The sequence below is a fragment of the Comamonas sp. Z1 genome (assembly GCF_008121555.1).
Taxonomy (GTDB): domain Bacteria; phylum Pseudomonadota; class Gammaproteobacteria; order Burkholderiales; family Burkholderiaceae_C; genus Comamonas; species Comamonas thiooxydans.
Genome location: NZ_VOQT01000008.1, coordinates 1 through 24,362, shown reverse-complemented (window position 1 = coordinate 24,362; position 24,362 = coordinate 1). Strand labels below are relative to the sequence as shown.

At 63.3% G+C, this 24,362-nt stretch carries 27 protein-coding genes; 13 read left to right on the top strand and 14 right to left on the bottom strand.

All coding sequences use genetic code 11. The features are described 5' to 3' along the window. Positions 1-6 precede the first annotated feature (6 nt). The 3 genes from FSY45_RS15275 to serA form a co-directional block, all read right to left on the bottom strand. Positions 7-831, bottom strand: coding sequence for a hypothetical protein (locus tag FSY45_RS15275; protein WP_046460289.1), 825 nt, complete (start codon positions 829-831; stop codon positions 7-9). Further along, complete coding sequence (locus FSY45_RS15270) at positions 828-2,828, bottom strand: OPT family oligopeptide transporter (RefSeq protein ID WP_046460288.1); 2,001 nt, start codon at positions 2,826-2,828, stop codon at positions 828-830. Before FSY45_RS15270 ends, FSY45_RS15275 begins: the two co-directional genes overlap by 4 nt. Positions 2,829-2,986: 158 nt before the next feature. Further along, positions 2,987-4,216, bottom strand: coding sequence for a phosphoglycerate dehydrogenase (serA, locus tag FSY45_RS15265; RefSeq protein ID WP_034357918.1), 1,230 nt, complete (start codon positions 4,214-4,216; stop codon positions 2,987-2,989). 276 nt (positions 4,217-4,492) lie between these two features. Here serA and FSY45_RS15260 point away from each other — a divergent pair, with 276 nt between their 5' ends. The 5 genes from FSY45_RS15260 (at position 4,493) to FSY45_RS15240 (ending at position 8,210) form a co-directional block, all read left to right on the top strand. After that, entirely contained in the window at positions 4,493-5,530 is a 1,038-nt protein-coding gene (locus FSY45_RS15260) for a hypothetical protein (RefSeq protein ID WP_046460303.1), read from the top strand. Between the two features lie 100 nt (positions 5,531-5,630). Then, positions 5,631-6,206 carry a nitroreductase family protein gene (locus FSY45_RS15255; protein WP_046460287.1) on the top strand — a complete coding sequence of 192 codons (576 nt, stop codon included), beginning with the start codon at positions 5,631-5,633 and terminating at the stop codon, positions 6,204-6,206. A 133-nt stretch (positions 6,207-6,339) separates the two neighbouring features. Beyond that, a complete protein-coding gene (locus FSY45_RS15250) occupies positions 6,340-7,461 on the top strand; it encodes an HPP family protein (protein ID WP_223305602.1) in 1,122 nt (373 codons plus the stop codon). A 90-nt stretch (positions 7,462-7,551) separates the two neighbouring features. After that, positions 7,552-7,770 carry a hypothetical protein gene (locus FSY45_RS15245; protein WP_003070377.1) on the top strand — a complete coding sequence of 73 codons (219 nt, stop codon included), beginning with the start codon at positions 7,552-7,554 and terminating at the stop codon, positions 7,768-7,770. Positions 7,771-7,856: 86 nt separating this feature from the next. Next, on the top strand, positions 7,857-8,210 hold the full coding sequence (locus FSY45_RS15240; RefSeq protein WP_003070374.1) for a hypothetical protein: 354 nt from the start codon (positions 7,857-7,859) through the stop codon (positions 8,208-8,210). Positions 8,211-8,221: 11 nt separating this feature from the next. On the opposite strand, the gene FSY45_RS15235 is transcribed toward FSY45_RS15240, so the two are convergent. Together FSY45_RS15235 and pyrE are read right to left on the bottom strand one after the other, a co-directional pair. Continuing rightward, a complete protein-coding gene (locus tag FSY45_RS15235) occupies positions 8,222-8,893 on the bottom strand; it encodes a hypothetical protein (RefSeq protein ID WP_003070372.1) in 672 nt (223 codons plus the stop codon). An 8-nt stretch (positions 8,894-8,901) separates the two neighbouring features. Then, entirely contained in the window at positions 8,902-9,603 is a 702-nt protein-coding gene (gene pyrE, locus FSY45_RS15230) for an orotate phosphoribosyltransferase (RefSeq protein WP_045839220.1), read from the bottom strand. Between the two features lie 10 nt (positions 9,604-9,613). Between pyrE and FSY45_RS15225 the strand changes: the two genes are divergently transcribed. Both FSY45_RS15225 and azu read left to right on the top strand, forming a co-directional pair. Beyond that, positions 9,614-10,417: an exodeoxyribonuclease III gene (locus FSY45_RS15225; protein ID WP_046460302.1), complete on the top strand. Its 804-nt coding sequence runs from the start codon at positions 9,614-9,616 to the stop codon at positions 10,415-10,417. Positions 10,418-10,628: 211 nt separating this feature from the next. After that, positions 10,629-11,084, top strand: a complete 456-nt coding sequence (gene azu / locus FSY45_RS15220) for an azurin (RefSeq protein WP_046460285.1) — start codon at positions 10,629-10,631, stop codon at positions 11,082-11,084. A gap of 166 nt (positions 11,085-11,250) precedes the next feature. Here the strand turns inward: azu and FSY45_RS15215 are convergent, their stop codons facing one another. Further along, positions 11,251-11,706 carry an Lrp/AsnC family transcriptional regulator gene (locus FSY45_RS15215; protein WP_003070362.1) on the bottom strand — a complete coding sequence of 152 codons (456 nt, stop codon included), beginning with the start codon at positions 11,704-11,706 and terminating at the stop codon, positions 11,251-11,253. 105 nt (positions 11,707-11,811) lie between these two features. Between FSY45_RS15215 and FSY45_RS15210 the strand changes: the two genes are divergently transcribed. Next, positions 11,812-12,438: a LysE family translocator gene (locus tag FSY45_RS15210; RefSeq protein ID WP_046460284.1), complete on the top strand. Its 627-nt coding sequence runs from the start codon at positions 11,812-11,814 to the stop codon at positions 12,436-12,438. A 138-nt stretch (positions 12,439-12,576) separates the two neighbouring features. Here FSY45_RS15210 and pntB read toward each other — a convergent pair whose 3' ends face one another. Both pntB and FSY45_RS15200 read right to left on the bottom strand, forming a co-directional pair. Further along, positions 12,577-13,992, bottom strand: coding sequence for a Re/Si-specific NAD(P)(+) transhydrogenase subunit beta (gene pntB / locus FSY45_RS15205; protein ID WP_003070358.1), 1,416 nt, complete (start codon positions 13,990-13,992; stop codon positions 12,577-12,579). Positions 13,993-14,019: 27 nt separating this feature from the next. Next, positions 14,020-15,639, bottom strand: a complete 1,620-nt coding sequence (locus tag FSY45_RS15200) for a Re/Si-specific NAD(P)(+) transhydrogenase subunit alpha (RefSeq protein WP_046460283.1) — start codon at positions 15,637-15,639, stop codon at positions 14,020-14,022. Between the two features lie 342 nt (positions 15,640-15,981). On the opposite strand from FSY45_RS15200, the gene FSY45_RS15195 reads away from it, so the two are divergent. The 3 genes from FSY45_RS15195 to FSY45_RS15185 all read left to right on the top strand — a co-directional run bounded on the left by FSY45_RS15195 (position 15,982) and on the right by FSY45_RS15185 (position 18,406). After that, the gene (locus FSY45_RS15195; protein ID WP_034363356.1) at positions 15,982-16,620 is read left to right on the top strand and encodes an MBL fold metallo-hydrolase; all 639 of its coding nucleotides are present in this window, start codon (positions 15,982-15,984) and stop codon (positions 16,618-16,620) included. A 206-nt stretch (positions 16,621-16,826) separates the two neighbouring features. Beyond that, positions 16,827-17,195: a hypothetical protein gene (locus FSY45_RS15190; RefSeq protein ID WP_046460301.1), complete on the top strand. Its 369-nt coding sequence runs from the start codon at positions 16,827-16,829 to the stop codon at positions 17,193-17,195. Positions 17,196-17,320: 125 nt separating this feature from the next. Beyond that, the gene (locus FSY45_RS15185; protein WP_046460282.1) at positions 17,321-18,406 is read left to right on the top strand and encodes a hypothetical protein; all 1,086 of its coding nucleotides are present in this window, start codon (positions 17,321-17,323) and stop codon (positions 18,404-18,406) included. On the opposite strand, the gene FSY45_RS15180 is transcribed toward FSY45_RS15185, so the two are convergent. Then, on the bottom strand, positions 18,403-19,074 hold the full coding sequence (locus FSY45_RS15180; RefSeq protein WP_122975062.1) for a pseudouridine synthase: 672 nt from the start codon (positions 19,072-19,074) through the stop codon (positions 18,403-18,405). The genes FSY45_RS15185 and FSY45_RS15180 overlap by 4 nt on opposite strands. A 49-nt stretch (positions 19,075-19,123) precedes the next feature. Further along, positions 19,124-20,038 (bottom strand): LysR family transcriptional regulator, encoded by a 915-nt coding sequence (locus FSY45_RS15175; protein ID WP_012836732.1) that lies wholly within the window; start codon positions 20,036-20,038, stop codon positions 19,124-19,126. 77 nt (positions 20,039-20,115) lie between these two features. On the opposite strand from FSY45_RS15175, the gene FSY45_RS15170 reads away from it, so the two are divergent. Continuing rightward, the gene (locus FSY45_RS15170) at positions 20,116-20,592 is read left to right on the top strand and encodes a CidA/LrgA family protein (protein ID WP_003070342.1); all 477 of its coding nucleotides are present in this window, start codon (positions 20,116-20,118) and stop codon (positions 20,590-20,592) included. A gap of 3 nt (positions 20,593-20,595) precedes the next feature. Continuing rightward, positions 20,596-21,291, top strand: a complete 696-nt coding sequence (locus FSY45_RS15165) for an LrgB family protein (RefSeq protein ID WP_046460281.1) — start codon at positions 20,596-20,598, stop codon at positions 21,289-21,291. Between the two features lie 36 nt (positions 21,292-21,327). Here the strand turns inward: FSY45_RS15165 and FSY45_RS15160 are convergent, their stop codons facing one another. From FSY45_RS15160 to FSY45_RS15145, 4 genes are all read right to left on the bottom strand, one after another. Continuing rightward, a complete protein-coding gene (locus tag FSY45_RS15160; RefSeq protein ID WP_046460280.1) occupies positions 21,328-22,356 on the bottom strand; it encodes a cyclase family protein in 1,029 nt (342 codons plus the stop codon). A 60-nt stretch (positions 22,357-22,416) separates the two neighbouring features. Continuing rightward, positions 22,417-23,127, bottom strand: a complete 711-nt coding sequence (locus FSY45_RS15155; RefSeq protein ID WP_046460299.1) for a DsbA family protein — start codon at positions 23,125-23,127, stop codon at positions 22,417-22,419. 92 nt (positions 23,128-23,219) lie between these two features. Beyond that, positions 23,220-24,101, bottom strand: coding sequence for a LysR family transcriptional regulator (locus tag FSY45_RS15150; RefSeq protein ID WP_148748110.1), 882 nt, complete (start codon positions 24,099-24,101; stop codon positions 23,220-23,222). A 134-nt stretch (positions 24,102-24,235) separates the two neighbouring features. Next, positions 24,236-24,362: aldehyde dehydrogenase family protein (locus FSY45_RS15145; protein ID WP_134737337.1), on the bottom strand; the 127-nt coding region annotated here is incomplete at its 5' end.

The window sequence follows — 24,362 nt, the reverse complement described above, 5'->3', positions numbered from 1 at the left end:
ACCCTGTCAGCTTTTCATAGTGCTTTCAGAAGACGGCTGATCAAGCCCCAGGCCTTCTGCCAAGCCCTCGGCATAGCCGAGCATCAGCGTGCGCCGTGATAGCAGCACGGACGCCAACTGCGCCCAGCCCGCATGTTCCCGCACCTCGTCCTGCCCCTGACCGTAGAGCATGCGCAAATCCTCTATCAGCCGATCGACCAGCACCGCATCGGGCAAGCTGGCGCGCACAAATCCCATCCAGGCGGCGCCCATGCCGAAGAAGCGATAACCATATTGCGCCGCAAGATGACGAATGACGGCGCGGTTCTGGAAGCTGTCCCAGTCCGCGCTGAAATAGCCGTTGGGCTGGCCCGCAATCATGAGCTCGTCGTCGGGCACGGGCAGACACTGGACATAGACCACCTCGTCGAGCAGCACCTCGGGCCTGCGGTTGGCCTGCAGCAGGGCATCCACGTCCTCCGCAGCCAGCAGCAGCGTGCCGCAGACCTGCGCCCAGTCCTGCACCAGCTCGGGCCGCTGCAGCTGCGCCACGCGGTGCTGCAGCGAAGCCAGCGTCAGGGCCTGCTCCTGCGCCGGGTCCTCCCAGTCCATGTCGTCGGGACTGTCCAGATACAGGCGCTCATCCTGGCTCGCATGGCCGCTGGTGTAGCTGCACTGACTCACATCGTCCAGCGTGCACAGATAGCGATGTGCAGGGTCGGCGGCACGCAGCGCGTCCAGCCGCTCCAGCACCTCGTCCAGCGTCTTGAACTCCTGCAGCCATTCATGGGCGAATCCGAAGTTGCCCTGGCGGTATTCGGCCTGTTCCCCGTCGAATCCTCCTGTCTTCATTTGCGCAGCACCCGGCGATAAAAGAACACACACAGGCCCACGAAATAGGCCAGGCCCAGCCACATGGCGGGCGCAAAGCCTTCGCCAACCAGGGCCAGCGGTGCGTCCTTGCCGCTGAAGCCTATGAGTGCCGCAATCAGCAGGCCCATCAGGCTCTCGCCCACGATCAAGCCGGAGGCCAGCAGCAGGCCTCGCTCCTCGGCCGCCGCCGTCCAGTCCTTGCCGCCGCGCTGCGCATAGGCCTTGATGGCTCTGGCAATGCACCAGCCCAGCACCGCGCCTATGGTCAGCGTCAGGCCTATGGTGGGCGGCAGATAGATGCCCAGGCCCACGGCCAGCGGCGGCAGCGCACCCTTGCCGCTCTTGCGCAGGGTCAGATCGATCAGGATGACGGCAATGCCCACGGCCACGCCCAGACCCAGCATGCTCCAGTCCAGCGAGCCCTTGAAGATGCCGCTGGCAATCTGCATCATCAGCGTGGCCTGTGGCGCGGCCAGGGCCTGATTCGGGTCCATGCCGGCACGCGGCATGCTGCCGGCAAAACCGTAGGCGTTGTAGAGCAGATCCAGCACGGGCGGTATGACCAGCGCGCCCACCAGACAGCCGATGATGAGCACGATCTGCTGACGCCAGGGCGTGGCCCCCACCAGATAGCCGGTCTTGAGATCCTGCAGGTTGTCGTTGGAGATCGCAGCCATGGCCAGAACGGCCGAAACCATGAACAGCACCAGCGCAATGCCCATCTGCCCCGCGACGGCGCTGGCATAGGCCGGCACCAGGGCATGCAGCGCCAGCAGGGCCACGCCCATGAGCAAGGTGGCGATGATGCCGATGCCCGAGATGGGACTGGCCGACGAGCCCACCAGACCGGCCATATAGCCGCAGGCCGCCGCCACCAGAAAGCCGAACAGGGCCGCGAACAGCACGCACAAGGCCGCCAGGCCGTAGCGTGCGCCAGCGGCCAGATCGGGCATATGCCCGGCGATGAAGTCATTGACCACCAGGAACAGCACGCCCAGGGCGGCAGCACCTATCGTCAGCATCCAGCTGCGCGGCATGTCCTTGTCGGTTTCGTCGCCACCGGCCCCCTCGGCAACGCTGCGTGCAGGCTGGTTGCGAATCGCCTGGACAATGGGCTTGGCCAGCGTGGCCACGGTCCACAGCGCCGAGATGCCGATGACGCCCGCCCCCAGAAAGCGGGCCTTGCTGCCCCAGAGCTGGGTGGACAGCTCGGAGAGCGCCTGGCCGGCCGCAGGAGAAGCCTGGGCCGTCAGCCAGGGCACGACCACGCCCCAGCACAGCGCCAGCCCCGCAAGCACGGCAATGCCTGCGGCCGCCCCCATCAGATAGCCGGCAGCCAGCAGGGCGGGCGAAAAGCCTGCCGCCACGCGAAAGGCCACGCTGCCTGCGGGAATCCAGAAATTGAAGGCATCGCCAAGCAGGCGCAGACCGCCGCTGAGAAAGCCGAACAGCGCGGCCAGCCCCGTGCCCCAACCCAGCTCGCGCAAGCCCGAACTACGCGGTTTGCCCAGGTTCTCCGGATCGTGAAGATGGCGCTGCTCATCGCCTACGCGCAACACCTCGGCAGCGGCCACGCCTTCGGGATAGGGCAGCTCGGACTGCACCACCAGCACGCGGCGCAGGGGCACGGTGTAGAGCACGCCCAGCGTGCCGCCGGCCGCGCAGATCAATGCCGTCTGCCAGAACGGGAAACCCGTCCACAGCCCCAGCATGAGCAATGCCGGCAGCACAAAGATGACCGAAGACAAGGTGCCGGCCGCGGAGGCCTGGGTCTGCACCAGATTGTTTTCAAGGATGTTGGAATCCTTGAAGCGATAGAGCAGCGCCATAGAGATCACGGCAGCGGGAATCGCCGAGGCAAAGGTCAACCCGACCTTGAGCCCCAGATAGACGTTGGCGGCGGTGAACGCCAGGGTGATGAGCGCGCCAAGCAGCACGCCACGAAAGGTGAACTCTCTCTTGATTGGTGTATTCATTGTGCAAGCGGGAGGGTCTGTAACGGCACAAGCCTAGCATCAGCGGCGCGCAACACCATGTCCGTCGCGCGCCCTTCGGGCCAGCTCCTGGCATCGCCAATGGCCGGTCCATGAAAAAAGGAGACCAAGGTCTCCTTTTCCGTTCAGCGGCCAAGGCTTCAGAACAGCACGCGGCAGCGGATGGTGCCCGCAATCTGCGCGAGCTTTTCCAGCGCCAGCGCCGAGGACTTGGCATCGATATCGATCACCACATAGCCCACTTTTTCATCGGTACGCAGGTACTGACCGGCGATATTGATGCCGTTGTCGGCAAACACCTGGTTGATGGCAGAGAGAATGCCGGGGCGATTCTCGTGCACATGCAGGATGCGGTTGTTGCCGGGGTGCTCGGGCAGCGCCACTTCGGGGAAGTTGACGGCCGATGTGGTCGTGCCGTTGTCGCTGTACTTGACCAGCTTTTCCGCCACTTCCAGACCGATATTGGCCTGCGCCTCCATGGTGGAGCCGCCGATATGCGGCGTGAGGATGACGTTGTCCATGCCGCGCAGCGGCGACAGGAATTCGTCCTTGTTGCTCTTGGGCTCCTTGGGGAAGACGTCGATGGCCGCGCCCAGCAGCTTGCCGCTTTGCAGCGACTCCGCCAGCGCCTCGATATCGACCACCGTGCCGCGCGATGCATTGATGAGAATGCTGCCGGGCTTCATGGCGGCAATCTGCGCCGCTCCCATCATGCCGTTGGTGGAGGCCAGCTCGGGCACATGCAGGGTGACGATGTCGGACTGGGCCAGCAGCTCGTTGAGACCGCTGCTCTGCTGGGCATTGCCCAGCGGCAGCTTGGTCACCACGTCGTGGAAGATGACCTTCATGCCCAGGCCTTCGGCCAGCACCGACAGCTGGGTGCCGATGGAGCCATAGCCGACGATGCCCAGCGTCTTGCCACGGATCTCGAAGGAATTCTCCGCGCTCTTCTTCCAGCCGCCGCGGTGGGAGACGGCATTCTTTTCGGGGATGCCGCGCAGCAGCAAAATGGCTTCGCCCAGCACCAGCTCCGCCACCGAACGGGTGTTGGAGTAAGGCGCATTGAAGACCACCACACCGCGCTCGCGCGCTGCGTTGAGATCCACCTGGTTGGTGCCGATGCAAAAGCAGCCCACAGCCACCAGCTTCTGCGCGGCCGCGAACACATCGGCCGTGAGCTGGGTGCGCGAGCGGATGCCGACAAAGTGCACATCGGCAATCTTGCGCTTGAGCTCCTCGCCGTCCAGCGCGCCGGTCAGTGCCTCCACATTGGTGTAGCCCGCGTCATGCAGCACCTTGAGCGCGGAGGGATGTATGCCCTCGAGCAGCAAAAACTTGATCTTCGATTTATCCAGCGACGTCTTACCCATGATCCAGCCTCGATCCATCAAAACTCCATTACAGCGGTTTCGTAATTCCGTTACAGGATCTGGGTGCATCGCCCCTTCGTGAAGTGCAGAGGAGCCGCACTGGCGTCCCTGGCCCAAAAACAAGCACTGGGCGGGACGGAAGCGTGCATGTGTCGACTCAGCTGTAACAAATTACGACTTTCCGATTCGCTTCCTACAATCGCGATCATTCACGCGCTTCCAATTTCATAGTTGAAAGTGCAGACCACTCAAGCTTTTTACAAGGATTTGCTGCCTATGCTGACCCTCTTGCGCCGCGCAGAAGATTTGCTGATTCAAGTTCTGCGTCTTGTCTTGCTCGCCTTTTCCATCTTTGTGCTGTTTGGCATGGGCCACTGGATCTGGGACCACTACAAGCCCAAGAAGCCCGATATCGCCACTGCCGGCGCAACGGCGCTGAACTGGAAGGATGCGCCCTACGACCTCAAGTACATGGAAGAAGAGACCGGCCGCGACCTGAGCGTCCTCGGCAACGCCGTGCCCATGGAAAAGCGTCTGGCCGACCCCGCCCTGCGTCCTGATTTCCGCAAGGCCGACGGCCTGCTGCGTGGCTTCATCTACCGGGACACGGCTGCGCGCAAACGCGTAGAAACGGAAAACAGCAGCCAGGGCCTGGATCCCATCCACCCCCTGCTCAAGGGCGATGCCCTGCCCTCGGCCGACGATGTCAACCGCCAGATCAAGATGCGCGAGGCACGTGAAAACTCCTGCTGCGACAAGGAGGCTGCCGACGCGGCCGCTGCCGAGGTGGATGCCGCCTGGACGGCTCGCCGCATCTCGCTGACCCGCGAGGACCGCATGGCCCGTGCCGCCGCAGATGCTGCAGCCGATGCAGCGATTGCGGCAGCCGCCGAGGCTTCGGGCGAAGACGCCATGCTGATGGATCCGGTGAACCTGGCCTCAGAAATCAACGACCGTGCCCAGGCAGCCGAGATGGAGCATGGCGAAGGTTCATACGCGGCCTACATCAAGGGGCTGCCCGTGGCGCTGGAGAAGGTGCTGGGCAACGAAAGCCTGGTCAAGAAGCTGCAGCAGCAGTCCGCTCCGCAGATCGTCAACACCTTGCTGACCAACTACACACTGTCGTTCGACCGCACGGCCGCCAAGCTGCGCGGCGACAACCCCGATGAGGAAAAGTGGGAGTTTCTGGGCATGGACACGGCTTTTGCCACGCTGCTGATTTCCTGCCTGGTGATGGTGATGATGGCGCTGGTGATGTTCCGTATGGAGCGCCATCTGCGCGGCATCGGCGCGCAATCGGGTCAAAAGTCCTGATCTCCCGGCTCCGGCACAAAGGCCGGAGCTTGCGCTATGGTTTCGGGCCCGCCGCTGTACAGCAGGCAGGCCCTTTTCTTTTCAGTTCAGCGATATCACCATGAGCACCACCCGTAGCAGTACCGTCCCCGTCCACGCGCAATTCGTCGAGCGCATGTCGCCGCGCGCCTTTGTGCCTGAAGCACTGAGCGCTGCCCAGATCGAGCAACTGGTGGAAGCCGCCCGCTGGGCGCCTTCGGCCAGCAACAAGCAGCCCTGGCACTTTGCCTACGCCCTGCGTGACGACGCGAACTGGCAAGCGTTCTCGCAGATCCCCAACGAAGCCAACCGCCGCTGGTGCCTGAATGGCGGCGCGCTGATCGTGCTGCTGTCGGACAGGCAGGCTTCCGCCGCCAAGCACAGCTTCGATGCGGGCTGTGCCTGGGGCTATCTGGCGCTGCAGGCCCATGCCATGGGTCTGGCCACGCACGCCATGGGCGGCTTCTCTGCCGATGAAGCCCGCAAGGTGCTGAACCTGCCCGAGCATCTGGTGCCCGAATGCGTGATCGCCGTGGGCCGCCGCGCCGATGCCTCCACGCTGCCCGACGATCTGCGCGAGCGCGAGCAGCCCTCTGACCGCAAGCCGCTGACCGAAATGCTGAGTGCCGGAGCCGTTCAAGCCGCCGCAACCGCCTGAAGCGGAGCAATCCCGCCAAAGCTCCACAGCTCACCCTGTGGAGCTTTTTTTGACAGAATTGCCGCATTAATCAATACAACATTGCGGGAGCAGCTATCAAATTTACGCCCCGTAGCCTGAGCCTATGTCCGTCATGCAAACAATGTGGCAGCGCCTGGGGCCGGTGGCCTCGCGCCCTTCTTGGAAAGAGCTGATCCGCGCCAGCATTGGCGCAGGCCTGGGCCTGGCTCTGGCCGGCATTCTGGTGGGGCTGGTCGAGCATTTCTTTCCCAACACCCTGTTTCTGTTCGCACCGCTGGGCGCCACGGCCGTGCTGGTGTTCGCCGTGCCCAGCAGCCCGCTGGCCCAGCCCTGGAACTGTGTCGTCGGCAACACCGTGCCTGCTCTCTATACCTTGCTGCTGCTCTGGGCGTTTCCCACGCTGTCCCAGACCTCGCTGGCCGCGCTGGCCGTGGCAGGAGCCATTGCCCTGATGCTGCTGCTGCGTGCCCTGCACCCACCGGGTGGTGCCGTGGCCTTGCTGACGGTACTGGCGGCGGCCCAGATGGCGCCGCTGGGCTGGCATCTGCTGATTCCCATGGCCGTGCTCTCAGGCGTTCTTGCAGCAGTCGGCGTGCTCTACCACCGCGCCTGCGGCCGTCCCTACCTGCACCAGCCGCCCCAGGCGGCCAAGACCCAGCGCCCCACCACGCGCCTGGCGCTGAGCGAGCAGGATCTGGAGCAGCTGTTGCAGCGCTTCGAGCAAAGCTACAACCTGACACCCGAGGACCTGGGCGAGCTGCTGGCCGCCGCCGAGGAGGAAGCCATCAAGCGCCGGCTGTCCAGCGTGAACTGCGGCACCGTCATGTCCGCCAAGCTCCTGACCGTCAGCCCGCAGACTCCGCTCGAAGAGGTCGCCGAGCTGTTTCACCGCCATCTGATCAAAAGCCTTCCCGTGGTCGATGCGCAAGGTGAGCTGATTGGCCGCGTGCTGCGCGCCGACCTGTTCGACTGGCTCTGGCAGGATCACCGCGCGCGCCAGCAGCAAAACCTCTGGCAGCGCCTGCGCAGCCGGCCATCCAAAGTGCAGTCCGTAGCCCAGGAACTGATGCGCGCACCAGAGATGAGCGTGCAGGAAGACACACCCATGGGCGATCTGCTGCACGAGCTGGCATCGCACAGCGTTCAGTTCATTGCCGTGCTGCGCGGCAAAACCCTGGTCGGGGTCATCACGCGCTCCGACGTGATTCGCACCTTGCTCTCCATCAATCAATAGCCATGCGGGCAAAGGCCCTCTTGCCTGACACGGACTGCTGGATAAACTATGGGCAGTACTGGTTTGATTGCCCGAAAAGGAGTTGCTGCCATGGACGCCGTGTTCACCCCCAACCTCGACAAGCTGCGCAACATCGTGCAAAGCTTTGGAGCCAGTTCCTTTACCGCGACACAGGTGGCCACGGAATATGAAGGCAGCACTGCCAGCAGCGAAATCACCAAGACCTTCGAAGAGCTGCTCGCCCACCACGCCACCGTGCTGGGCATTCAGTCCGTGCCGGGCCACCATGTGGTCTGGCGCGCAAACTGAGCCGCTGACTAGCCCCTTCATGCATGCCCACTTCGGTGGGTATTTTCTTTTTCGTCCAGGGATCAACTGGGCTAAAGTGCGGCGCCATGTCGCTGATTCCTCTTTCGTTGTGGATGCCGCTGTCCGTTGCGGCCTGCGTGCTGCTGGTACTGGCCGCCGTGGGCTGGCTATGGCGTACCGCCCTTCGCATCCCCGCAGGCAGCCGTGACGGCCGCAATATGCGCAGCATGGCCGCCATTGCCAGCGCAGGCCTGCTGCTATGGCTGGCCTATGGCTTGTTCAAGGGTTATGGGGCGCTGTGGCAAGCCGATGCGCTGATGCTCATGGCTCAGGCACCGCTGCTGGTGCAGATGCCCTTGATCATCGCTGGAGTGGCCTGGATTGCGACCCTGCTGCTGGGCCGCGTCATGGCCATGCACAAAGACGGCCACGAAGACTGAAGGCACAGCCGTCAGTGCGAGCGCGTTGCGGCCGGCTGCAGATCAGCCCATAGCTTGCGCAGCTGCTGCAGCTCGGCATCGAAGCGCTGGTTGATGCGCTGCTTTTCCTCTTCCTGCTGCTTGATGAAGCGCTGCTGCTCGGCCTGAGATTCCGTGTTGTCGTCCAGCTGACGGCGCAGATTGGCGGGAGCCTTCTTCGGGTCGTTCTGATAGAACTCCAGCTCGGTATTGAGCTTGCGGCGGCGTTCCTTGAGATCGACCTGGCGCTGCTGGGCCACGCCGATCACATCGTTGACCTGGGCAATCGCCTCGGCTCTGGCGGCGTCATGCACGCCCTGATTGGGGAAGCGCGCCAGCATGGCACGGTCACGCGAGCGCTCCTCACGCAGGCGTTGCTGCTCGGCCTGGTCCTGGCGGCGCTTGGCCTCCTGTGCACTGCGCTCCTGATCGGTCAGCGTGGGGCCCACGCGGCGCAACTCGACGCCCGTGGTACCAAGCACACGCTGCTCGCGATCGACGCAGGAGGCAATAGGTCTGTCGGCCGTGATGCGCCGCCCATTGGCATCCGTGCAGGCGTAGATACCGCCGCTATTGGCTGGGGCCTGGGCTTGAGCCGGCATGGCGCCTGCCCAGACGGTAGCTATCACATACAAACTCAGTTTTGCATGCAAGGCCTGCTTCATTTGCGTGTTTATTCCTTGTCTTCAACACCATAACGCTGACGGTAGGCCAGCACGCGCTCATGATGCTCGCGCCCGGCATCCCCGCCCTGCTGCTCGAGATAAAGCAACAGATCTGCCAGCTTGGCAATCGCACAGACCTGCATGCCCAGCTGATTGCGCACATATTGCACGGCGCTGTGCGGCACGTCCTGGCCATTCTCCGTCGCCATTTCCTGGCGATCCAGAGCGATGGCCACGGCATGCGGCTCGGCACCGGCCGCCTTGATGATAGCAATCGACTCGCGCGCGGCCGTACCGGCCGACATCACGTCGTCAATGATGAGCACGCGGCCCTTGAGGGGAGCGCCCACCAAAGTACCGCCTTCGCCGTGATCCTTGGCTTCCTTGCGGTTGTAGGCAAAGGGTACGTTCTTGCCTTGGCGTGCCAGTTCCACCGCCACCGTGGCTGCCAAAGGGATGCCCTTGTAGGCAGGCCCGAAGACCATATCAAACTCCATGCCGCTGGCCAGAATGGCTTTTGCATAGAATTCGGACAGACGGGCCATCTTGGCGCCATCGTCGAACAGGCCGGCATTGAAGAAGTACGGGCTGATGCGCCCGGCCTTGGTCTTGAATTCGCCAAAACGCAGCACGCCCGCATCGACGGCAAACTGCACAAAATCCTGCGCCAGACGGTCTGCACCGCCCATTGGCTTCTCACTCACCACCATGGATTCATCCTTGTTCAAATTAACCAGCCTCAACCTCAACGGTATCCGCTCTGCCACGACCAAAGGCGCCGAAGCCTGGATCGAAGCCACTGCGCCGGATTGTATTTGCGTCCAGGAAATCAAGGCCCAGGCTTCGGATATGGCCGGGCGCTTCGAGGTGTTGGCCGGCATGAAGGGCTATTTCCACTTTGCCGAGAAGAAGGGCTACTCGGGCGTGGGCGTCTACACCCGCCACGAGCCCAGCGATGTGATCGTGGGCTTCGATATCGACGAGTTCGACGCCGAGGGCCGCTATGTCGAAACCCGCTTCGACACGCCCGGCCGCAAGTTCTCCATCATCAGCGCCTACTTTCCCAGCGGCAGTTCGGGCGAGTTGCGCCAGGAGGCCAAGTTCCGCTTTCTCGCCAAGATGCACAGCCACCTGATGCACCTCAAGGCAGAGCGCGACTTCGTGCTCTGCGGCGATATCAATATCGCGCACCAGAAGGAAGACCTGAAGAACTGGCGCGGCAACCAGAAAAACAGCGGCTTCCTGCCCGAAGAGCGCGACTGGATGAGCAAGTTGCTGCACAAGACCGAGGCCAGCGGCGGTCTGGTCGACGTCTATCGTCAGCTTCAGCCCGACACCACGGATGCCTGCTATACATGGTGGAGCAATCGGGGCCAGGCCTATGCCAACAACGTGGGATGGCGACTGGACTACCACCTGGCCACACCGGCGATCGCGGCCCTGGCCCGCACCGAGTCCATCTACAAGGGCGAGAAGTTCTCGGACCACGCGCCCATCACCATTGATTACGACATGGCGATCTGAAGCGCGCAAGCAACGCCGGCAGCGACCTGCAAGGCAGTGAACGCACGCATGCTCGGCGAATTGAGTTAGCGCAAGGTGCAACAGTACAACCCATGCGAGCATGAGTTGTACTGAGCCGGCTGGGCAGGTTTCCGAAAGAATGAACTGCGGAACCTGGAGGGCGACAAGGCCACAGCGGTTCCCGTTTCGCTTTTAGGAAAAGGAATAGCCAATGAAGAAGATCCTGATGACCCTGGCCCTGTGTGCAGTCGGTGCCCTGAGCGCACCCGCCATGGCGGCAGGCTGCGAAGCCGTCGTTGAAAGCAACGATGCCATGCAGTTCAATGTCAAAAGCATCGATGTGCCCAAGTCCTGCAAGAAGTTCAGCGTGACTCTCAAGCATGTGGGCAAGATGCCCAAGACCGCAATGGGCCACAACATCGTGATCAGCACCGCTACCGACATGCAGGCCGTGATCACCGACGGCATGGCCGCTGGTGCTGGCGCCGACTATGTGAAGGCCGGCGATGCACGCGTGCTGGCTCACTCCAAGGTGATCGGTGGCGGCGAGACTACCAAGTTCGACATCGATGCGAGCAAGCTCAAGGCTGGCACTGACTATGCCTTCTTCTGTTCCTTCCCCGGTCACTCGGCCCTCATGAAGGGCTCGCTCAAGCTGGGCTCCTGAGTTCCGAAGCTCCCGATTCAGGAGCTTGCAGCGCTTTCCTCATATAAGTTTTGAAGTTATTCAAACTGAAAACATTGATGAGCAAGCGCCATAAGCTCTGAAATCAGGAGCAGAATCGGCTACATCAAAGCGCCTGTGATTCGCGTCACAGGCGCTTTTTCATGGCTTATTCCATCGCCGAAGTCAGCGGTCTGTTGCTCACCACATGCTTCATCACCAGCGTGGAAGTCATGCGCAGCACGCCGGGCAGCCGGGTCAGCTGCTCGTCATAAAGTCGCTGGTAGGCAGGCAGATCGCGCACCACGACCTGCAGCAGATAGTCGGGATCACCGAACAGGCGCTGAGCCTGCACCACATTGTCGAGCCGGGCTACGGCGTCCTCGAACGCAGGCACGGACTTGCTGTCCTTGAGCGTGACAAAGACCAGGGACGAGAAATCCAGCCCCAGCGCCGCGGGGTCCAGCTCGGCGCGGTAGCCGCGAATCACGCCCGATTCTTCCAGCGCACGCACACGCCGGTGGCAGGGCGACAGGCTCAGGCCCACCTGCTCGGCCAGCTCGGTCACCGTGAGGCGGCCATTGTTTTCGAGCGCAGCAAGAATTTTTCGATCCAGCGAATTCACGGGGCAGTTTCTTCCAATTTTAAGCCGTTCATCGGCGAATATTGAGAGCACATTCTCTCTCCTCTTCCATATTCTCTCGACATCAACGCTTTTCGAGGGAATTTCGTGTCCTACGCCGCCTTGACCGCCTTCTGGGCCGTCTCCTTTCTTCTGGTGCTCACGCCCGGTGCCGACTGGGCCTATGTGATCTCGGCCGGTCTGCGCGGCAGGCGGCTGGTGCTGCCAGCCACGCTGGGCCTGGCCTGCGGTGCGCTGCTGGCCACGCTGGCCGTGGCTGCAGGCGTGGGCGCCCTGGTGGCGCGCAACCCGGCCCTGCTGACCGCCTTGACGGCCACCGGCGCGCTGTACCTGGCCTGGATGGGCGTGGGCCTGTGGCGCAGCCCGGCCGCCATCAGCAGCGCCGCAGATGCCGAGACCGGCACGCGCTGGCACTGGACGGTCAAGGGTGCCAGCGTCAGCGGCCTCAATCCCAAGCAGCTGTTGCTGTTGTTGGCCTTGCTGCCACAGTTTGTGCGGCCCGGCGACAGCTGGCCGGTATTTGCGCAGATCATGGTGCTGGGCGCCGTCCATGCGGCCAGCTGTGCCGTGGTCTACTTCGGCGTGGGCTGGGGCTCTCAAAGCGTGCTGCGCTCGCGCCCTGCAGCCGCACTAGCCGTCTCGCGCCTGTCGGGCACGCTGATGCTGGTGATTGCCGCAGTGCTGCTGGGCGAGATCGCCGTTCAGCATCTCTGACAGCAAAAATGCCTGCGGCCAAAAACCGCAGGCATTTCAAGAATAGGCATATGCCACAACCCGGGACACCGGGCTCCCGCATTGCAAAGCAAGGCGGCAGAGGGGGCAGAGCGCCTCAGCAGAGGCCACTCCATCTCATCAGCTCTTCAGCGCCCCCAGCACCTCATCCAGCATCTTCTTGGCATCGCCGAACAGCATCCGGTTGTTGTCCTTGTAGAACAGCGGATTGTCCACGCCCGCATAACCGGAGGCCATGGAGCGCTTCATCACGATCGAGGTCTTGGCCTTCCAGACTTCCAGCACCGGCATGCCGGCGATGGGGCTCTCGGGATCGTCCTGGGCTGCCGGATTGACGATGTCGTTCGCGCCGATGACGATGGCCACGTCGGTCTCGGGGAAGTCTTCGTTGATCTCGTCCATCTCCATCACGATGTCGTAAGGCACCTTGGCCTCGGCCAGCAGCACGTTCATGTGGCCGGGCATGCGGCCCGCCACCGGGTGGATGGCAAAGCGCACATCCACACCCTGCTCGCGCAGGGTCCGGGTGATTTCATTGACGGTGTGCTGGGCCTGGGCCACGGCCATGCCGTAGCCGGGCACGATGATGGCGCTTTTTGCCTCGCGCAGCATCTCGGCGGTCTCGGCTGCACTGACGGGTGCCACCTCCCCCTGGGGCTCGGCGGCCGCAGAAGCATCGCCTTTCTTGGCGGGAGCGCCGGAGCCGAAGCCGCCCGCAATCACGCTGATGAAGTTGCGGTTCATGGCCTGGCACATGATGTAGCTCAGGATGGCACCCGAGGAGCCCACCAGCGCGCCGGTGACGATCAGCAGGTCATTGCCCAGCATGAAGCCGGTGGCCGCAGCAGCCCAGCCCGAGTAGCTGTTGAGCATGGACACCACCACGGGCATGTCGGCGCCACCGATGGCCATGACCATGTGCACGCCGAACAGCAGGGCGATGACGCTCATCACGATCAGCGGCAACATGCCGTCAGCCACGGTTTGGGCATGCAGAAACTCGCGCCCGAACCAGATCACCACCAGCAGCGCGAGCAGATTGAGCCAGTGGCGTGCGGGCAGCAGCAGCGGCTTGCCGCCTATCCTGCCGTTGAGCTTGCCGAAGGCTATCAGCGAGCCCGAGAAGGTGACCGCGCCGATCAGGATGCCCACGTAGATTTCCACCTCGTGAATGGCTTTTTCTGCGCCAGCGAGCTCGATGGAGGTATCGACATAGCTGGCAAAGCCCACCAGACAGGCGGCCAGGCCGACCAGGCTGTGCATGAGGGCGACCAGCTCGGGCATCTGGGTCATCTTGACGACCTTGGCCGCATACAGGCCGATACCGCCACCGACCACCAGCGCGCCGACGATCCAGGCGATGCCGCCGGCATCGACACGCGGGCCGAACACGGTGGCCAGCACGGCCAGCGCCATGCCGACCATGCCGAACAGATTGCCGCGGCGTGAGGTTTCGGGGTTGGACAGGCCACCGAGGCTGAGGATGAACAAAATGGCAGCCCCCAGATAGGCCACCGTTGCGAGACTTTGGGACATGGTGTTTCTCTCTTGTGCTCGTTCTTCTTATTTGCGGAACATGGCCAGCATGCGACGTGTCACGGCAAAGCCGCCAAACATATTGATGGCAGTCAGCACCAGCGCTGCAAAGGCCAGCCAGCGGATCAAGTCATCAGGGCGAGCGGTACCCGCCGTTCCCGGCGGTGCAATCTGCACCAGGGCGCCAATGGCGATGATGCTGGAGATGGCGTTGGTCACGCTCATCAGCGGCGTGTGCAAGGCAGGCGTCACATTCCACACCACCATGTAGCCGATGAAGCAGGCCAGCACGAACACCGTGAAGTGGCCCAGGAAGGCCGCCGGCGCGTAGGCACCGATGAACCAGAAGGCCAGGGCGGCAATCGCAAAAATAATGGCCAAGGTCTTGGCCGGCAGCGGGCCGGCAGCGCCATGGCCATGGCCGCTTTTCTTCTGCTCCACCACAGCCGCGGCCGGTTTGGGGGCTGGCTTGGGCGCCTGGGCAAGGGGCGGGGCAGGCCAGGTGATTTCGCCGTCCTTGACCACGGTCAGGCCGCGAATCGCATCGTCTTGCATATTCACCACGGCCACGCCATCCTTGGCCTTGCACAGCTCTTCCGTCAGGCGCAGCAGGTTGGTGGCGTACAGGGTGGACGATTGCTTGGCCAGGCGCGATGCGAGGTCGGTGTAGCCGATGATGGTCACGCCGTGGCGCACAACGGCCTCGTTGGGAACGGTCAGCTCGCAGTTGCCGCCCTGCTCGGCCGCCATGTCGACGATCACGCTGCCGGGCTTCATGCTCTGCACCATCTCGGCCGTGATCAGCTTGGGCGCCGGTTTGCCGGGGATCAGCGCGGTGGTGATGATGATGTCGGCCTCCCTGGCCTGCTGGGCATACATCTGGCGCTGCGCAGCCTGGAAGCCCTCGCTCATCACCTTGGCATAGCCGCCGCCGCCGCCGCCGTCTTCTTCGTAGTCGACCTTGACGAACTCACCGCCCAACGATGTGACCTGATCGGCCACTTCGGCGCGCGTGTCGTTGGCGCGCACGATGGCGCCCAGATTGGCGGCCGTGCCAATGGCCGACAGACCGGCCACACCTGCGCCGGCAATGAAGACCTTGGCTGGCGGCACCTTGCCTGCGGCCGTGATCTGGCCGTTGAAATAGCGGCCGAAGGCGTTGGCGGCCTCGATCACGGCGCGGTAACCCGAAACACCGGCCATGGAGGTCAGTGCATCCATCTTCTGCGCGCGGCTCAATGTCCGGGGCAGCGAGTCGATCGCCAGCACCGTCACCTTTTTGGCAGCCAGTTGCTGCATCAGATCGGGATTCTGGGCCGGCCAGATGAAGTCGATCAGGATCTGGCCTTCGCGCATCAGCGCGACTTCTTGCGGGGTGGGCGGGCGCACCTTGAAGAGGATGTCGGCAGCAGCCCAGACCGCCGCAGCGTTGGGCAGCACCTCGGCCCCCACTGCGCGATAAGCGTCATCGCTGAAGTTGGCGGCATCGCCGGCGCCCGATTCGATGGCGACCGAAAAACCCAGCTTGATGAGTTTTTCGACCACATCGGGCACGGTGGCCACGCGCTTTTCCAACGGGAAGGTTTCCCGCGGGATGCCGATGCGTTGGGCGCCAGCGCCGCTCGGCTGGTTGGAAGAGGTAGACATGCAGAGTCTCCTGGAGTTTAAAAACGGTTTTCCTCCAGACCGACCCATCCCCTGCCATTCCTGCCCGTGGGAGGAACTTGTATTGCATGGGCATTGGCACGGCCTGAACGATCTTGAAACTGTGTCGGGCCGCCTCCCATGAAGCAAATGCCCGCTGCCTTGCAGCACAAATACGTTTTAGCAGCCCGCACCAAAATGGGGCACTCGCATCCATGCTAGCTCAAATGAGGGATGACGCCAGAATCTGAGCGGGCATTTTTGATGCGCGTGTCATGCCGTGTCATGCTTGCGGGGTTCGCAGCCCGCGAGACTACGCAAACGCCCGAAAAATACAAGTCACCCATGTTGCAATATCACACTGTCCCCGTCACAGCCTTTCAACAGAACTGCTCTCTCGTCTGGTGCGACCAGACCATGGACGCGGCCGTCATCGACCCGGGCGGAGATCTCGAGCAGATCGAGTGGGAGGTGGAACGCCTGGGCCTGAATCTGAAGGCCATCTGGATCACCCACGCCCATATCGACCACGCGGGCGGCACCAGTGAGCTGGCGGCCAAGTATGAGCTGCCCATCATCGGCCCGCATGAGGGCGACCAGTTCTGGATCGACGGTCTGCCCCAGCAGGGTGCCATGTTCGGCTTTCCCCACTCCGACCCCTTTGTGCCCACGCGCTGGCTGCATGACGGCGACACCGTGAGCATCGGCCAGGAAACGCTGAACGTGCGCCACTGCCCCGGTCACACGCCCGGCCATGTGGTGTTCCACTCACCGCAGATCGACCGCGCCTTTGTCGGCGATGTGCTGTTTGCCGGCAGCATAGGCCGCACGGACTTCCCGCAGGGCAATCATCAGCAGCTGATCGACTCCATCGTGCAGCGCCTGTGGCCCATGGGCGACCAGACGATCTTCATCCCCGGGCATGGCCCGGAAAGCAGCTTTGGCCGCGAGCGCAAGCTGAACCCCTATGTCAGCGGAACCTGAAGCCTGACGGCCGAGGCTTGCGGAATCAGGTCTTCCGTAGCAGCATGCGCCTGTCACGCCTTGTGACATCACATCTATTGGAGGGAGTTCGTATGCGCAATTTATGGAAAATTTGCCTGGCTTCAGCCCTGGTCAGCAGCTCATGGGCGAGCCTTGCTCAGGCTCCGGCAGCGGCGCCTGCCGCACCGGCCGCCAAAACAGCACCCATGCCCGCCAAGCCGGCGGCAGAACCCGCAGCAAAGGCTGCGCCGGCCCCTGCCGCTGCCAAGACGGACATGCAGACCTTTGTCTGCAAGGATGGCTCCACCATGAGCGCGGCGTCCTCCAAGGGAGCTTGCTCGGGCCGCAAGGGCATTGATCAGGATGCCACGGCCAAGGCTGCAGCAGGCGGCAAGCCGGCCGCGACCGCCGCACCTGGCGGCGGTGCAGGCAAGGTCTGGGCCAATGAGGACAGCAAGATCTATCACTGCCCCGGCACCCGTTTCTACGGCACCACCAAGAACGGCAAGTACATGAGCGAGGCCGATGCCAAGGCCGCCGGCATGCATGGCGCCAACAACAAGAGCTGCAGCTGAACCTGTAGCATCAAACCATCGCGCTGATCTGCGATTGCAGGCAGCGCGATTTTTCATTCACAACAGGCTAGATTGCTTGTCCATCAAGCACAAGCAGCTATCAATTCAAAAGGACAATCGCGGGCATGAACTGGTTGGTCGGACTGGGTATCTTGCTGATGGCGGCCTTGCTGCTATGGGCTTTTTCGGCGCTGTTCATCAGCATGCTCTCCGGTCTGGCGGTCAGCGCCCTGCTCTGGCAGCCGCTGCGCTGGTGGCGCCGCAGGCAGTTGCTGCGCGAGCTGGAGCAGAACCCGGCTCTCGATGTCCAGCAGCAGGCCCCTTGCGCCCTGTTTTATCTGCTGTCCTCAGCCGTGGTTCTGCTGGGATGCGCCGCCGCACTGGCCACACTGATTCATCTGCCCGATAGCCTTTATTCGCCCGAGCAGCTTTCTCTGATCTGTGGTCTGGTCTTTGCCATCAGTCTTGCCACCCTCATCAAGCTGAGCGGCAATCTCGTCAGCCTGGGTGAGGAGGCCGCTGCCGCTGCCGAGATCAGGGCGGCCTGGTCGCTGGCAGCGGGCATTGTGCCCATGCTGTCCCTGATCACTCTGATTTTCTTCGTACCGCATACGGCGGGCTGGATGGTCTGGCGCGAGCAATGGCGGGGCTATGACAGCACGCAGTTGCGCATCCCCCTGAAGCACAACGATGCCGAGCACCAGCAGGCCTTGTTGCAGTTGGTCCGCCCGATGCTGGAGCAAGGCAGCCGCATCCTGAGTCACCGAGCCCGCTCGCGCAGCGGCGGCAGCTATACCCTGAGCGCCGCCCTGCCCGCACGCTATCGTTTTCATAACAATGCGCTGGAGTTGCAACTGGCGGGCCTGATGCCGCAGGAGCAACTCAACATGCATCTGCAGGCCCTGATTTCCGTGGTGGAAGGAGAGGCCAGCAGCCTGCCACTGGCCTATGCCCAATGTCAGCCGTCCCCCGACTGGTTGGGCAGACAGCGCTTTTTCGGGCGTGGCCAGCAAGCCATGCAATCGCTGCGCGAATGCGTGCGGACTCGCCAATCCGAGCTGACGACCGCTCTTCAATTGCTGCGGGGCAATCTGCAGGAGGTGCAAGTGGGCTGGAGTCGCTTTCGCCCCTGGCCGGCTCTGCCGCGCTGGCAGGCAGCGGCCTTGCCGGAAGATGAAGATGAGCTGCTACGGCTCGATACTTTGCGCTAGGAACCACTGAGCGGCAACACATCCAGCCACTGGCCGGGCTCCAGCCCTTCGATCGAATAAGGCCCCACGGCCATGCGCACCAGGCGCAGTGTGGGATGGCCGACGGCTGCCGTCATGCGACGCACCTGGCGGTTCCTGCCCTCGCGGATGATGAGCTCGATCCAGCAATCGGGAATGTTCTGGCGCACGCGAATCGGCGGGTTGCGCGGCCACATCAGGGGCTGGGGTTCTATCAGGCGGGCCTTGGCGGGCAGTGTCTTGCCGTCGCTCAACTCCACGCCCTCGCGCAGCCGCTGCAAAGCGGCCTCGTCCGGGATGCCTTCGACCTGCACCCAGTAGGTCTTCTCCATCTTGTGGCGCGGATCGGCAATGCGGGCCTGTAACTGACCGTCATTGGTCAGCAGCAGCAGGCCTTCGCTGTCGGCATCGAGCCGGCCCGCAACATAGACACCGGGCACATCGATCCAGTCCTTGAGGCCCTGCCACTTGCCCTCGGGCGTGAACTGGCTGAGCACTCCATAGGGCTTGTGAAAGCACAGCAGACACGTGACCTCGGGCCGGGGCGCGGGCTGGTGCACCACGGTGCTGCGGCGCAAGTTGCTGGAGCGATTGGAAGAGAACGGGCGGGGCATGGCAGCGAGCTTAGCAACAAAGACCTGGACTGGCATCAAGCATCAAAAAGCCTTGCATCGCTTACTGGACAATGGAAAATAGCTATCAGTTTTGAAAATCCGGGAAAGCAGCACCGAGGAGCGGCTGTGGATACACCTCACGCACGCAGTTCAGCCAGGCCTGGGCCGCACGCGACAGGTAGCCGGGCCGCCACATCAGCGCCACATCCCAGGGGATCTCGGGCTCCACCAGCGGGCGGCTGGCCACGCGCTGCGGGTCGTAGCGGGCGATGACATGCTCGAACATCACGGCCACGCCCACCTGGGCCGCGACCAGATGGCCTATGAAATCCCAGTAGCGCGTCTGCAGCTTGACCTGTGGCGTGAAGCCCGCTGCCTCGCATTGCTGCAGCACATGCTCGTGCAGCGCAAAGTCCGAGGTGTAGAGCACAAACGGCAGCTCGCGCAGATCGCTCCAGCGCATGGGTTGGCCCGGGTCTGTCACCTGCTGGGCGGGCAGCACCACGCGCGTCTTCTGGCGCGCCACGGTGTAGCGCTCCAGCGCCGGATCGGGGGCCGCGAACAGGCCCAGCGCCATGTCCAGCTTGCCTTCCTGGATCAGCTGGTACTGGGCGCGCGCGCCCTGCTCGTTGACCTGCAGGTTCACACCCGGATAGCGCTGCTGGAACAGCGCGATCACCGGAGCCATGTAATGGCCCGTGGTGGGCATGATGCCCAGGGACAGATCGCCGCGCGTGATGTGATCCACCTCGGCCACCTGGCGGCGCAGCAACTGGGCCTGCTCGAGAATCTCCATCCCGCGGTCATAGACCACCTGGCCTGCGTCGGTCAGCTGCACGCCCCGGCCTTCGCGCAGCAACAGGCGACCACCGAATTCGTCCTCCAGCGCCTTGACCATCTTGCTGATGGTGGGCTGGGTCACATGCAGGGTTTCGGCCGCGCGGGTGAAGCCGTTCTGGCGCACAACCTCAATGAAATAGCGCAGGGCACGCAAGTCCATGATAATTCCTTTTACGCATGGAAAAAATGAAAATAAGTCATTTTGTGAATATAGGTGAAAACCCTAGAATTTCACCCATGTCACAGATTACGGAAGCTGTCGCTCCTCGCGCCCAGGGCGACAGCCATTCTTTTGCCCAGACACTCTGGCAACTGCTCAAGGCCGTGCTGCAAGTGTGCCTGCTCAGCGCCATCTGGATTGCCATGGATGTGCTGCGCCAGCATTTCGGCTGGAGCATGCCCGCCGGTCTGATCGGTTTCGGCCTGCTGGCAGTGGGCCTTTTTTCGGGCCTGGTCAAAGCACGCTGGCTGCAAGGCGGCACCAACTGGCTGCTGGCAGAGATGCTGCTGTTCTTCGTGCCCGCCATGCTGGTGGTCACCGAATACCCCGATCTGATCCGCCACCAGGGCTTGCGCATTCTGGCCGTCATCGTCGCCAGCACAGCCTGCGTGATGGCCGTGACCGCGCTGGCAGTCGATCGCGTCTATCGCTTCGAGCTGTGGCTGGCAAGGCGCAAGTCCAGCCGCGATGCCGCTGCCCTGAACGAGGATTAAGCCATGCTGTCGAATGAAGTCATCGGCCTGCTGTCGCTGCTGATCACCGTGGCCTGCTACTGGGTCAACAAGCGCCTGTATCGCAAACATCCCCACCCGCTGCTGATGCCCATAGTCGCCACCCCCATGGTGCTGATCGGCCTGTCGCTGCTGACCCATGTCAGCTACCCGCAGTACATTGCCCAGACCCACTGGCTGGTCTGGCTGCTGGGCCCCACCACGGTGGCATTTGCACTGCCGCTGTACGAGAACCGAAAGCTGCTACGCAAGCACTGGATGTCGATAGCCACCGGCGTGATCGTGGCCAGCCTGGTCTCCATCTCCACCACCATTGCGTTTGCCGATATGTTCGGCCTGTCCGAGGCGCTGCAAAAAGGCCTGGCCGTGCGCAGCATCACGACACCGTTTGCGATCGAGGCCGAGAAAGTGCTGGGCGGCCCCACCGATCTGGCGGCGCTGTTCGTGCTGCTGACCGGCGTCAGTGCCATGCTGCTGGGCGAGACCGTGCTGCGTGTGCTGCCCCGCATCCGCAGCAAACTGGCCACGGGCGCCAGCTGGGGCGGAGCTGCCCATGGCAGCGGCGTGGCCAGGGCGCGCCAGGCCGGCGAGGTGCAAGCCGTAATGGCATCGCTGGTGATGATGATTGCCGGTGCCGTGAACGTGCTGGCCGCCCCCTGGGTGCGCACATTGTTTTTCTGAGCGGCGCTCAGGGAGCGGCTCCGGCAAGCGCCGCCCTCAGCGCACCGGAATGGCGATCGGGCGCAGCGGCGCGGCGTCGCCGCCGCGGATCTTGAGCGGCCCTCCGATGAAGGCGAACTCATAGACCTTGTCGCGCGAGAGCCCGTCCAGGGCCACCAATTCCATGATGGGAATGCCTTGCTGGGCCAATAGGTAGCTGTGCAGCGGCACATAGTCATCGTCCACTTCCGAGGGGAAAGTCTCCAGGCTCAGGTTGTCGGCGCCGACAATCATGGCGCCGGCATCCTCGGCCAGAAAGCGTGCGGCATCCAGGCCCAGCCCTGGCGGTTTGGCCATATAGGCCTGGGGTTGCTCGTAGAGCTTCATGCGCCCCGTGCGAATCAGCACGACATCGCCCTTTTGCAGCGTCACGTTCTGGCGTGCCAGCGCGTCCTTGAGGTCCTGCCGGGTGATCCGGTACTGGTCGGGCAGCATGTCGACGCCCTTGGCCGCGGCCACGTCAATCAGCACGCCGCGCGCCACCAGAGGCGGGAATTTCTCTATGCCTGTGCGCTGCCAGCCGCGGTCGCCCAGATGCTCGTCGGCGCTGAAGCCGTTCCAGATCCTGCCGCGTATGCCGAAGTGGTTGAGTGCGTCGATGTGCGTGCCCGTGTGGCTGTACATGGAGAACGCCGTGCCCGTGTAGCTGCGCGTGGCGTTCATGTTCTTGCCCACGTTCATGGGGTCGTCCACCACGGTGCCGCGTGGCGTGTGCGTCATCCAGAACTGGTAGTGCGGATCGCCGGCGTCCTGCCAGCTGGGCATGCCCACGTAGTACTCGGTGGCGAGGTCATAGACCTGACCGCCTGCGATGCGCTGCAGGATGGCAGCGCGCGAGGCAGGCGTTATCAGGTTCAGGCGGCCGATCTCGTCGCCCGGCCCCCAGGGGCTGGTGCCCACATCCTGGCCGGCACCGGCCGGGAGCGTGTGGCCACCGTGGGCATGAGCCAGGCCGGAGAACGCTGCTGCCATCACGAGCAACAGGGTAGGCAAGCGCCGGACACGGGCGCGGCAAGAGAAGTTCATGAGTGTTTCCTAGGAAGCGGTGCGCCTTTCGGCGCTAGTGAGAAAGTGAAAGGTAGTGACTTAGCCCAGCAGGACGCGCAGCCGTTCACGCAGCATGTTCAGAGGCTGGGTCTGCAGCGGTGGCAGGCCCTGGGCGATCAAGGTGGGAATGCTGCGCAGGCCCAGGCGCCGGGCCAGGGCGAGGTCCTGGTGAACCATGTTCAAGGCCTCGGCGCTTTCCATGCAGCGTGCAAAAGCATTGCGCTCGAAGCCGGTGTGCGTGGCGATGTCCAGCAGCACCTCGGCGTCGCCTATGTTGCGATGGGCACTCATATGGGCGTGCTGTATGGCATCGAACAGATTCCAGTGGGCCTCGTCGCCCTCCAGAATCTGGGCGGCCTGGCAGGCCAGTGCGCCGGCCAGTCCGCTGGGATACTCAAAGGTTTCGCGGCGCATGCCTTCGATGTCGATGCGCTGTGTGTCGTCATGCCGTGCGCAGGCCGCCCAGTGCCCGAGAATGGTCTGCTTGGCCTGCTCCATGGAACCAAACCTTGCCACCATCTCGGCGCGGGAAGCTTGCAGCACAAAGCTGCGCTGACGTACGCGCAAGCCCAGCTCGCGGGCCACCTGGCGCAGGCGCGGCGACATCACATAACACCAGCCGCAAACCACGTCATGGAAGAAATCGATGGTGGGAGCAGCCTCAACTGCCGCGGACAGGACCGGGGCAGGGGCTGGATGGGCTGCAACCTGCGCGGGCAGAGCGCAGGAAAAATCATGGCATTGCGTCATGCTTGTGTCCTTCATGGCTGATGGACAGCAAGCGTAGGACGCAAGCCTCGCAGGAGTAAGAGGCCTGCGCTTGAGAAACTCTTAATCCAGCGTCAAGAATCCCCGCCCATGGCCGCAGGCAGCTCTTCGGCCAGAAAGTCCACAAAGGCGCGCACCTTGGGCAGCAGGTGGCGTTGCGTGGGGTAGACCACGTAGACATGGCGCGGCTGCTCGGCCCAGTCTTGCAGGGCCAAGGCCTCCAGCTGGCCCTGGGCGATGGCGGGCCGGGCCAGAAAGGACGGCAGTGCACCAATGCCCATGCCAGCCACCAGCAGCTCCCGCAACATCAGGCTGTTGTTGACGCTGGCTCGTGCTTCGCTCGGAACTTGCAGGCCGTCGTCAACCTGTGCCAGGCTGTAGTTCAGCAGTGCATGGCCACGCAGCGCAGCCACGCTGGCCGGGCGGCCGTGTTGCTGTAAATAGGCCGGCGACGCGCACAACATTTGCGACAGCGAGGCCAGGCGCCGCGCAATCAGCGATGAATCCGCGAGCTCGGCGCTCAGGCGTATGGAGACATCAAAGCCCTGGCCCACGGCGTCCACCAGCCGGTCTTCCATGGATAGGTCAATCTGCAATTGCGGATGGCGCTGCATAAAGCGCGCCAGCAGCGGCGCCAGCGTGCTCAGCGCAAACGACAGCGGCGCGTTCACGCGCAGCCGCCCCGTCACCTGCAGGGACTGGGCACGTACCGATTGCTCCAGCGTGTCAAAGTCATCCAGCAGCCGGCAGCATTCGGCGTAATAGGCCCGGCCGGTATCGGTCAGACTCATGCGGCGCGTGGTGCGCTGGATCAGCACCGCCCCCAGCTGTGCCTCCAGCGCGCGCAACTGCTTGCTGAGAGCCGCCGAGGAAAGATCGAGTGCATCGGCGGCCCTGGCAATGCTGCCCAGTTCGACAATGCGCCTGAAGGCGCGCAAAGGGGTGAGCGAATCCATGGAAGAGAAGAGCGAAAAACTGGGCCGCAGCGTAGCAGCTTTCGCTGCGGGGGCGACGCGGCCCGGGCATGCTCGCTCTTCTTCTGAAAAATGGGCCGCTCAAGTTTTGCAGCTTGCTTGAACAGCCCCAAGCATCACGCCAGCGTATAGGCCGTCTTCACCGTGGTGTAGAACTCCTGGGCATAGCGGCCCTGCTCGCGCGGGCCGTAGCTTGAGCCCTTGCGACCGCCAAACGGCACGTGGTAGTCCACGCCCGCCGTG

Coding starts and splice junctions, on each gene's coding strand:
- FSY45_RS15160 (WP_046460280.1), bottom strand. CDS start 22,356: ATGAACTTCTCTTGCCGCGCCCGTGTCCGGCGCTTGCCTACCCTGTTG.
- FSY45_RS15270 (WP_046460288.1), bottom strand. CDS start 2,828: ATGAATACACCAATCAAGAGAGAGTTCACCTTTCGTGGCGTGCTGCTT.
- azu (WP_046460285.1), top strand. CDS start 10,629: ATGAAGAAGATCCTGATGACCCTGGCCCTGTGTGCAGTCGGTGCCCTG.
- FSY45_RS15190 (WP_046460301.1), top strand. CDS start 16,827: ATGCCCGCCAAGCCGGCGGCAGAACCCGCAGCAAAGGCTGCGCCGGCC.
- FSY45_RS15150 (WP_148748110.1), bottom strand. CDS start 24,101: ATGGATTCGCTCACCCCTTTGCGCGCCTTCAGGCGCATTGTCGAACTG.
- FSY45_RS15240 (WP_003070374.1), top strand. CDS start 7,857: ATGTCGCTGATTCCTCTTTCGTTGTGGATGCCGCTGTCCGTTGCGGCC.
- FSY45_RS15185 (WP_046460282.1), top strand. CDS start 17,321: ATGAACTGGTTGGTCGGACTGGGTATCTTGCTGATGGCGGCCTTGCTG.
- FSY45_RS15170 (WP_003070342.1), top strand. CDS start 20,116: ATGTCACAGATTACGGAAGCTGTCGCTCCTCGCGCCCAGGGCGACAGC.
- FSY45_RS15260 (WP_046460303.1), top strand. CDS start 4,493: ATGCTGACCCTCTTGCGCCGCGCAGAAGATTTGCTGATTCAAGTTCTG.
- FSY45_RS15200 (WP_046460283.1), bottom strand. CDS start 15,639: ATGTCTACCTCTTCCAACCAGCCGAGCGGCGCTGGCGCCCAACGCATC.
- FSY45_RS15245 (WP_003070377.1), top strand. CDS start 7,552: ATGGACGCCGTGTTCACCCCCAACCTCGACAAGCTGCGCAACATCGTG.
- FSY45_RS15180 (WP_122975062.1), bottom strand. CDS start 19,074: ATGCCAGTCCAGGTCTTTGTTGCTAAGCTCGCTGCCATGCCCCGCCCG.
- FSY45_RS15255 (WP_046460287.1), top strand. CDS start 5,631: ATGAGCACCACCCGTAGCAGTACCGTCCCCGTCCACGCGCAATTCGTC.
- serA (WP_034357918.1), bottom strand. CDS start 4,216: ATGGGTAAGACGTCGCTGGATAAATCGAAGATCAAGTTTTTGCTGCTC.
- FSY45_RS15155 (WP_046460299.1), bottom strand. CDS start 23,127: ATGACGCAATGCCATGATTTTTCCTGCGCTCTGCCCGCGCAGGTTGCA.
- FSY45_RS15165 (WP_046460281.1), top strand. CDS start 20,596: ATGCTGTCGAATGAAGTCATCGGCCTGCTGTCGCTGCTGATCACCGTG.
- FSY45_RS15275 (WP_046460289.1), bottom strand. CDS start 831: ATGAAGACAGGAGGATTCGACGGGGAACAGGCCGAATACCGCCAGGGC.
- FSY45_RS15250 (WP_223305602.1), top strand. CDS start 6,340: ATGCAAACAATGTGGCAGCGCCTGGGGCCGGTGGCCTCGCGCCCTTCT.
- FSY45_RS15235 (WP_003070372.1), bottom strand. CDS start 8,893: ATGAAGCAGGCCTTGCATGCAAAACTGAGTTTGTATGTGATAGCTACC.
- pntB (WP_003070358.1), bottom strand. CDS start 13,992: ATGTCCCAAAGTCTCGCAACGGTGGCCTATCTGGGGGCTGCCATTTTG.
- FSY45_RS15175 (WP_012836732.1), bottom strand. CDS start 20,038: ATGGACTTGCGTGCCCTGCGCTATTTCATTGAGGTTGTGCGCCAGAAC.
- FSY45_RS15195 (WP_034363356.1), top strand. CDS start 15,982: ATGTTGCAATATCACACTGTCCCCGTCACAGCCTTTCAACAGAACTGC.
- pyrE (WP_045839220.1), bottom strand. CDS start 9,603: ATGGTGGTGAGTGAGAAGCCAATGGGCGGTGCAGACCGTCTGGCGCAG.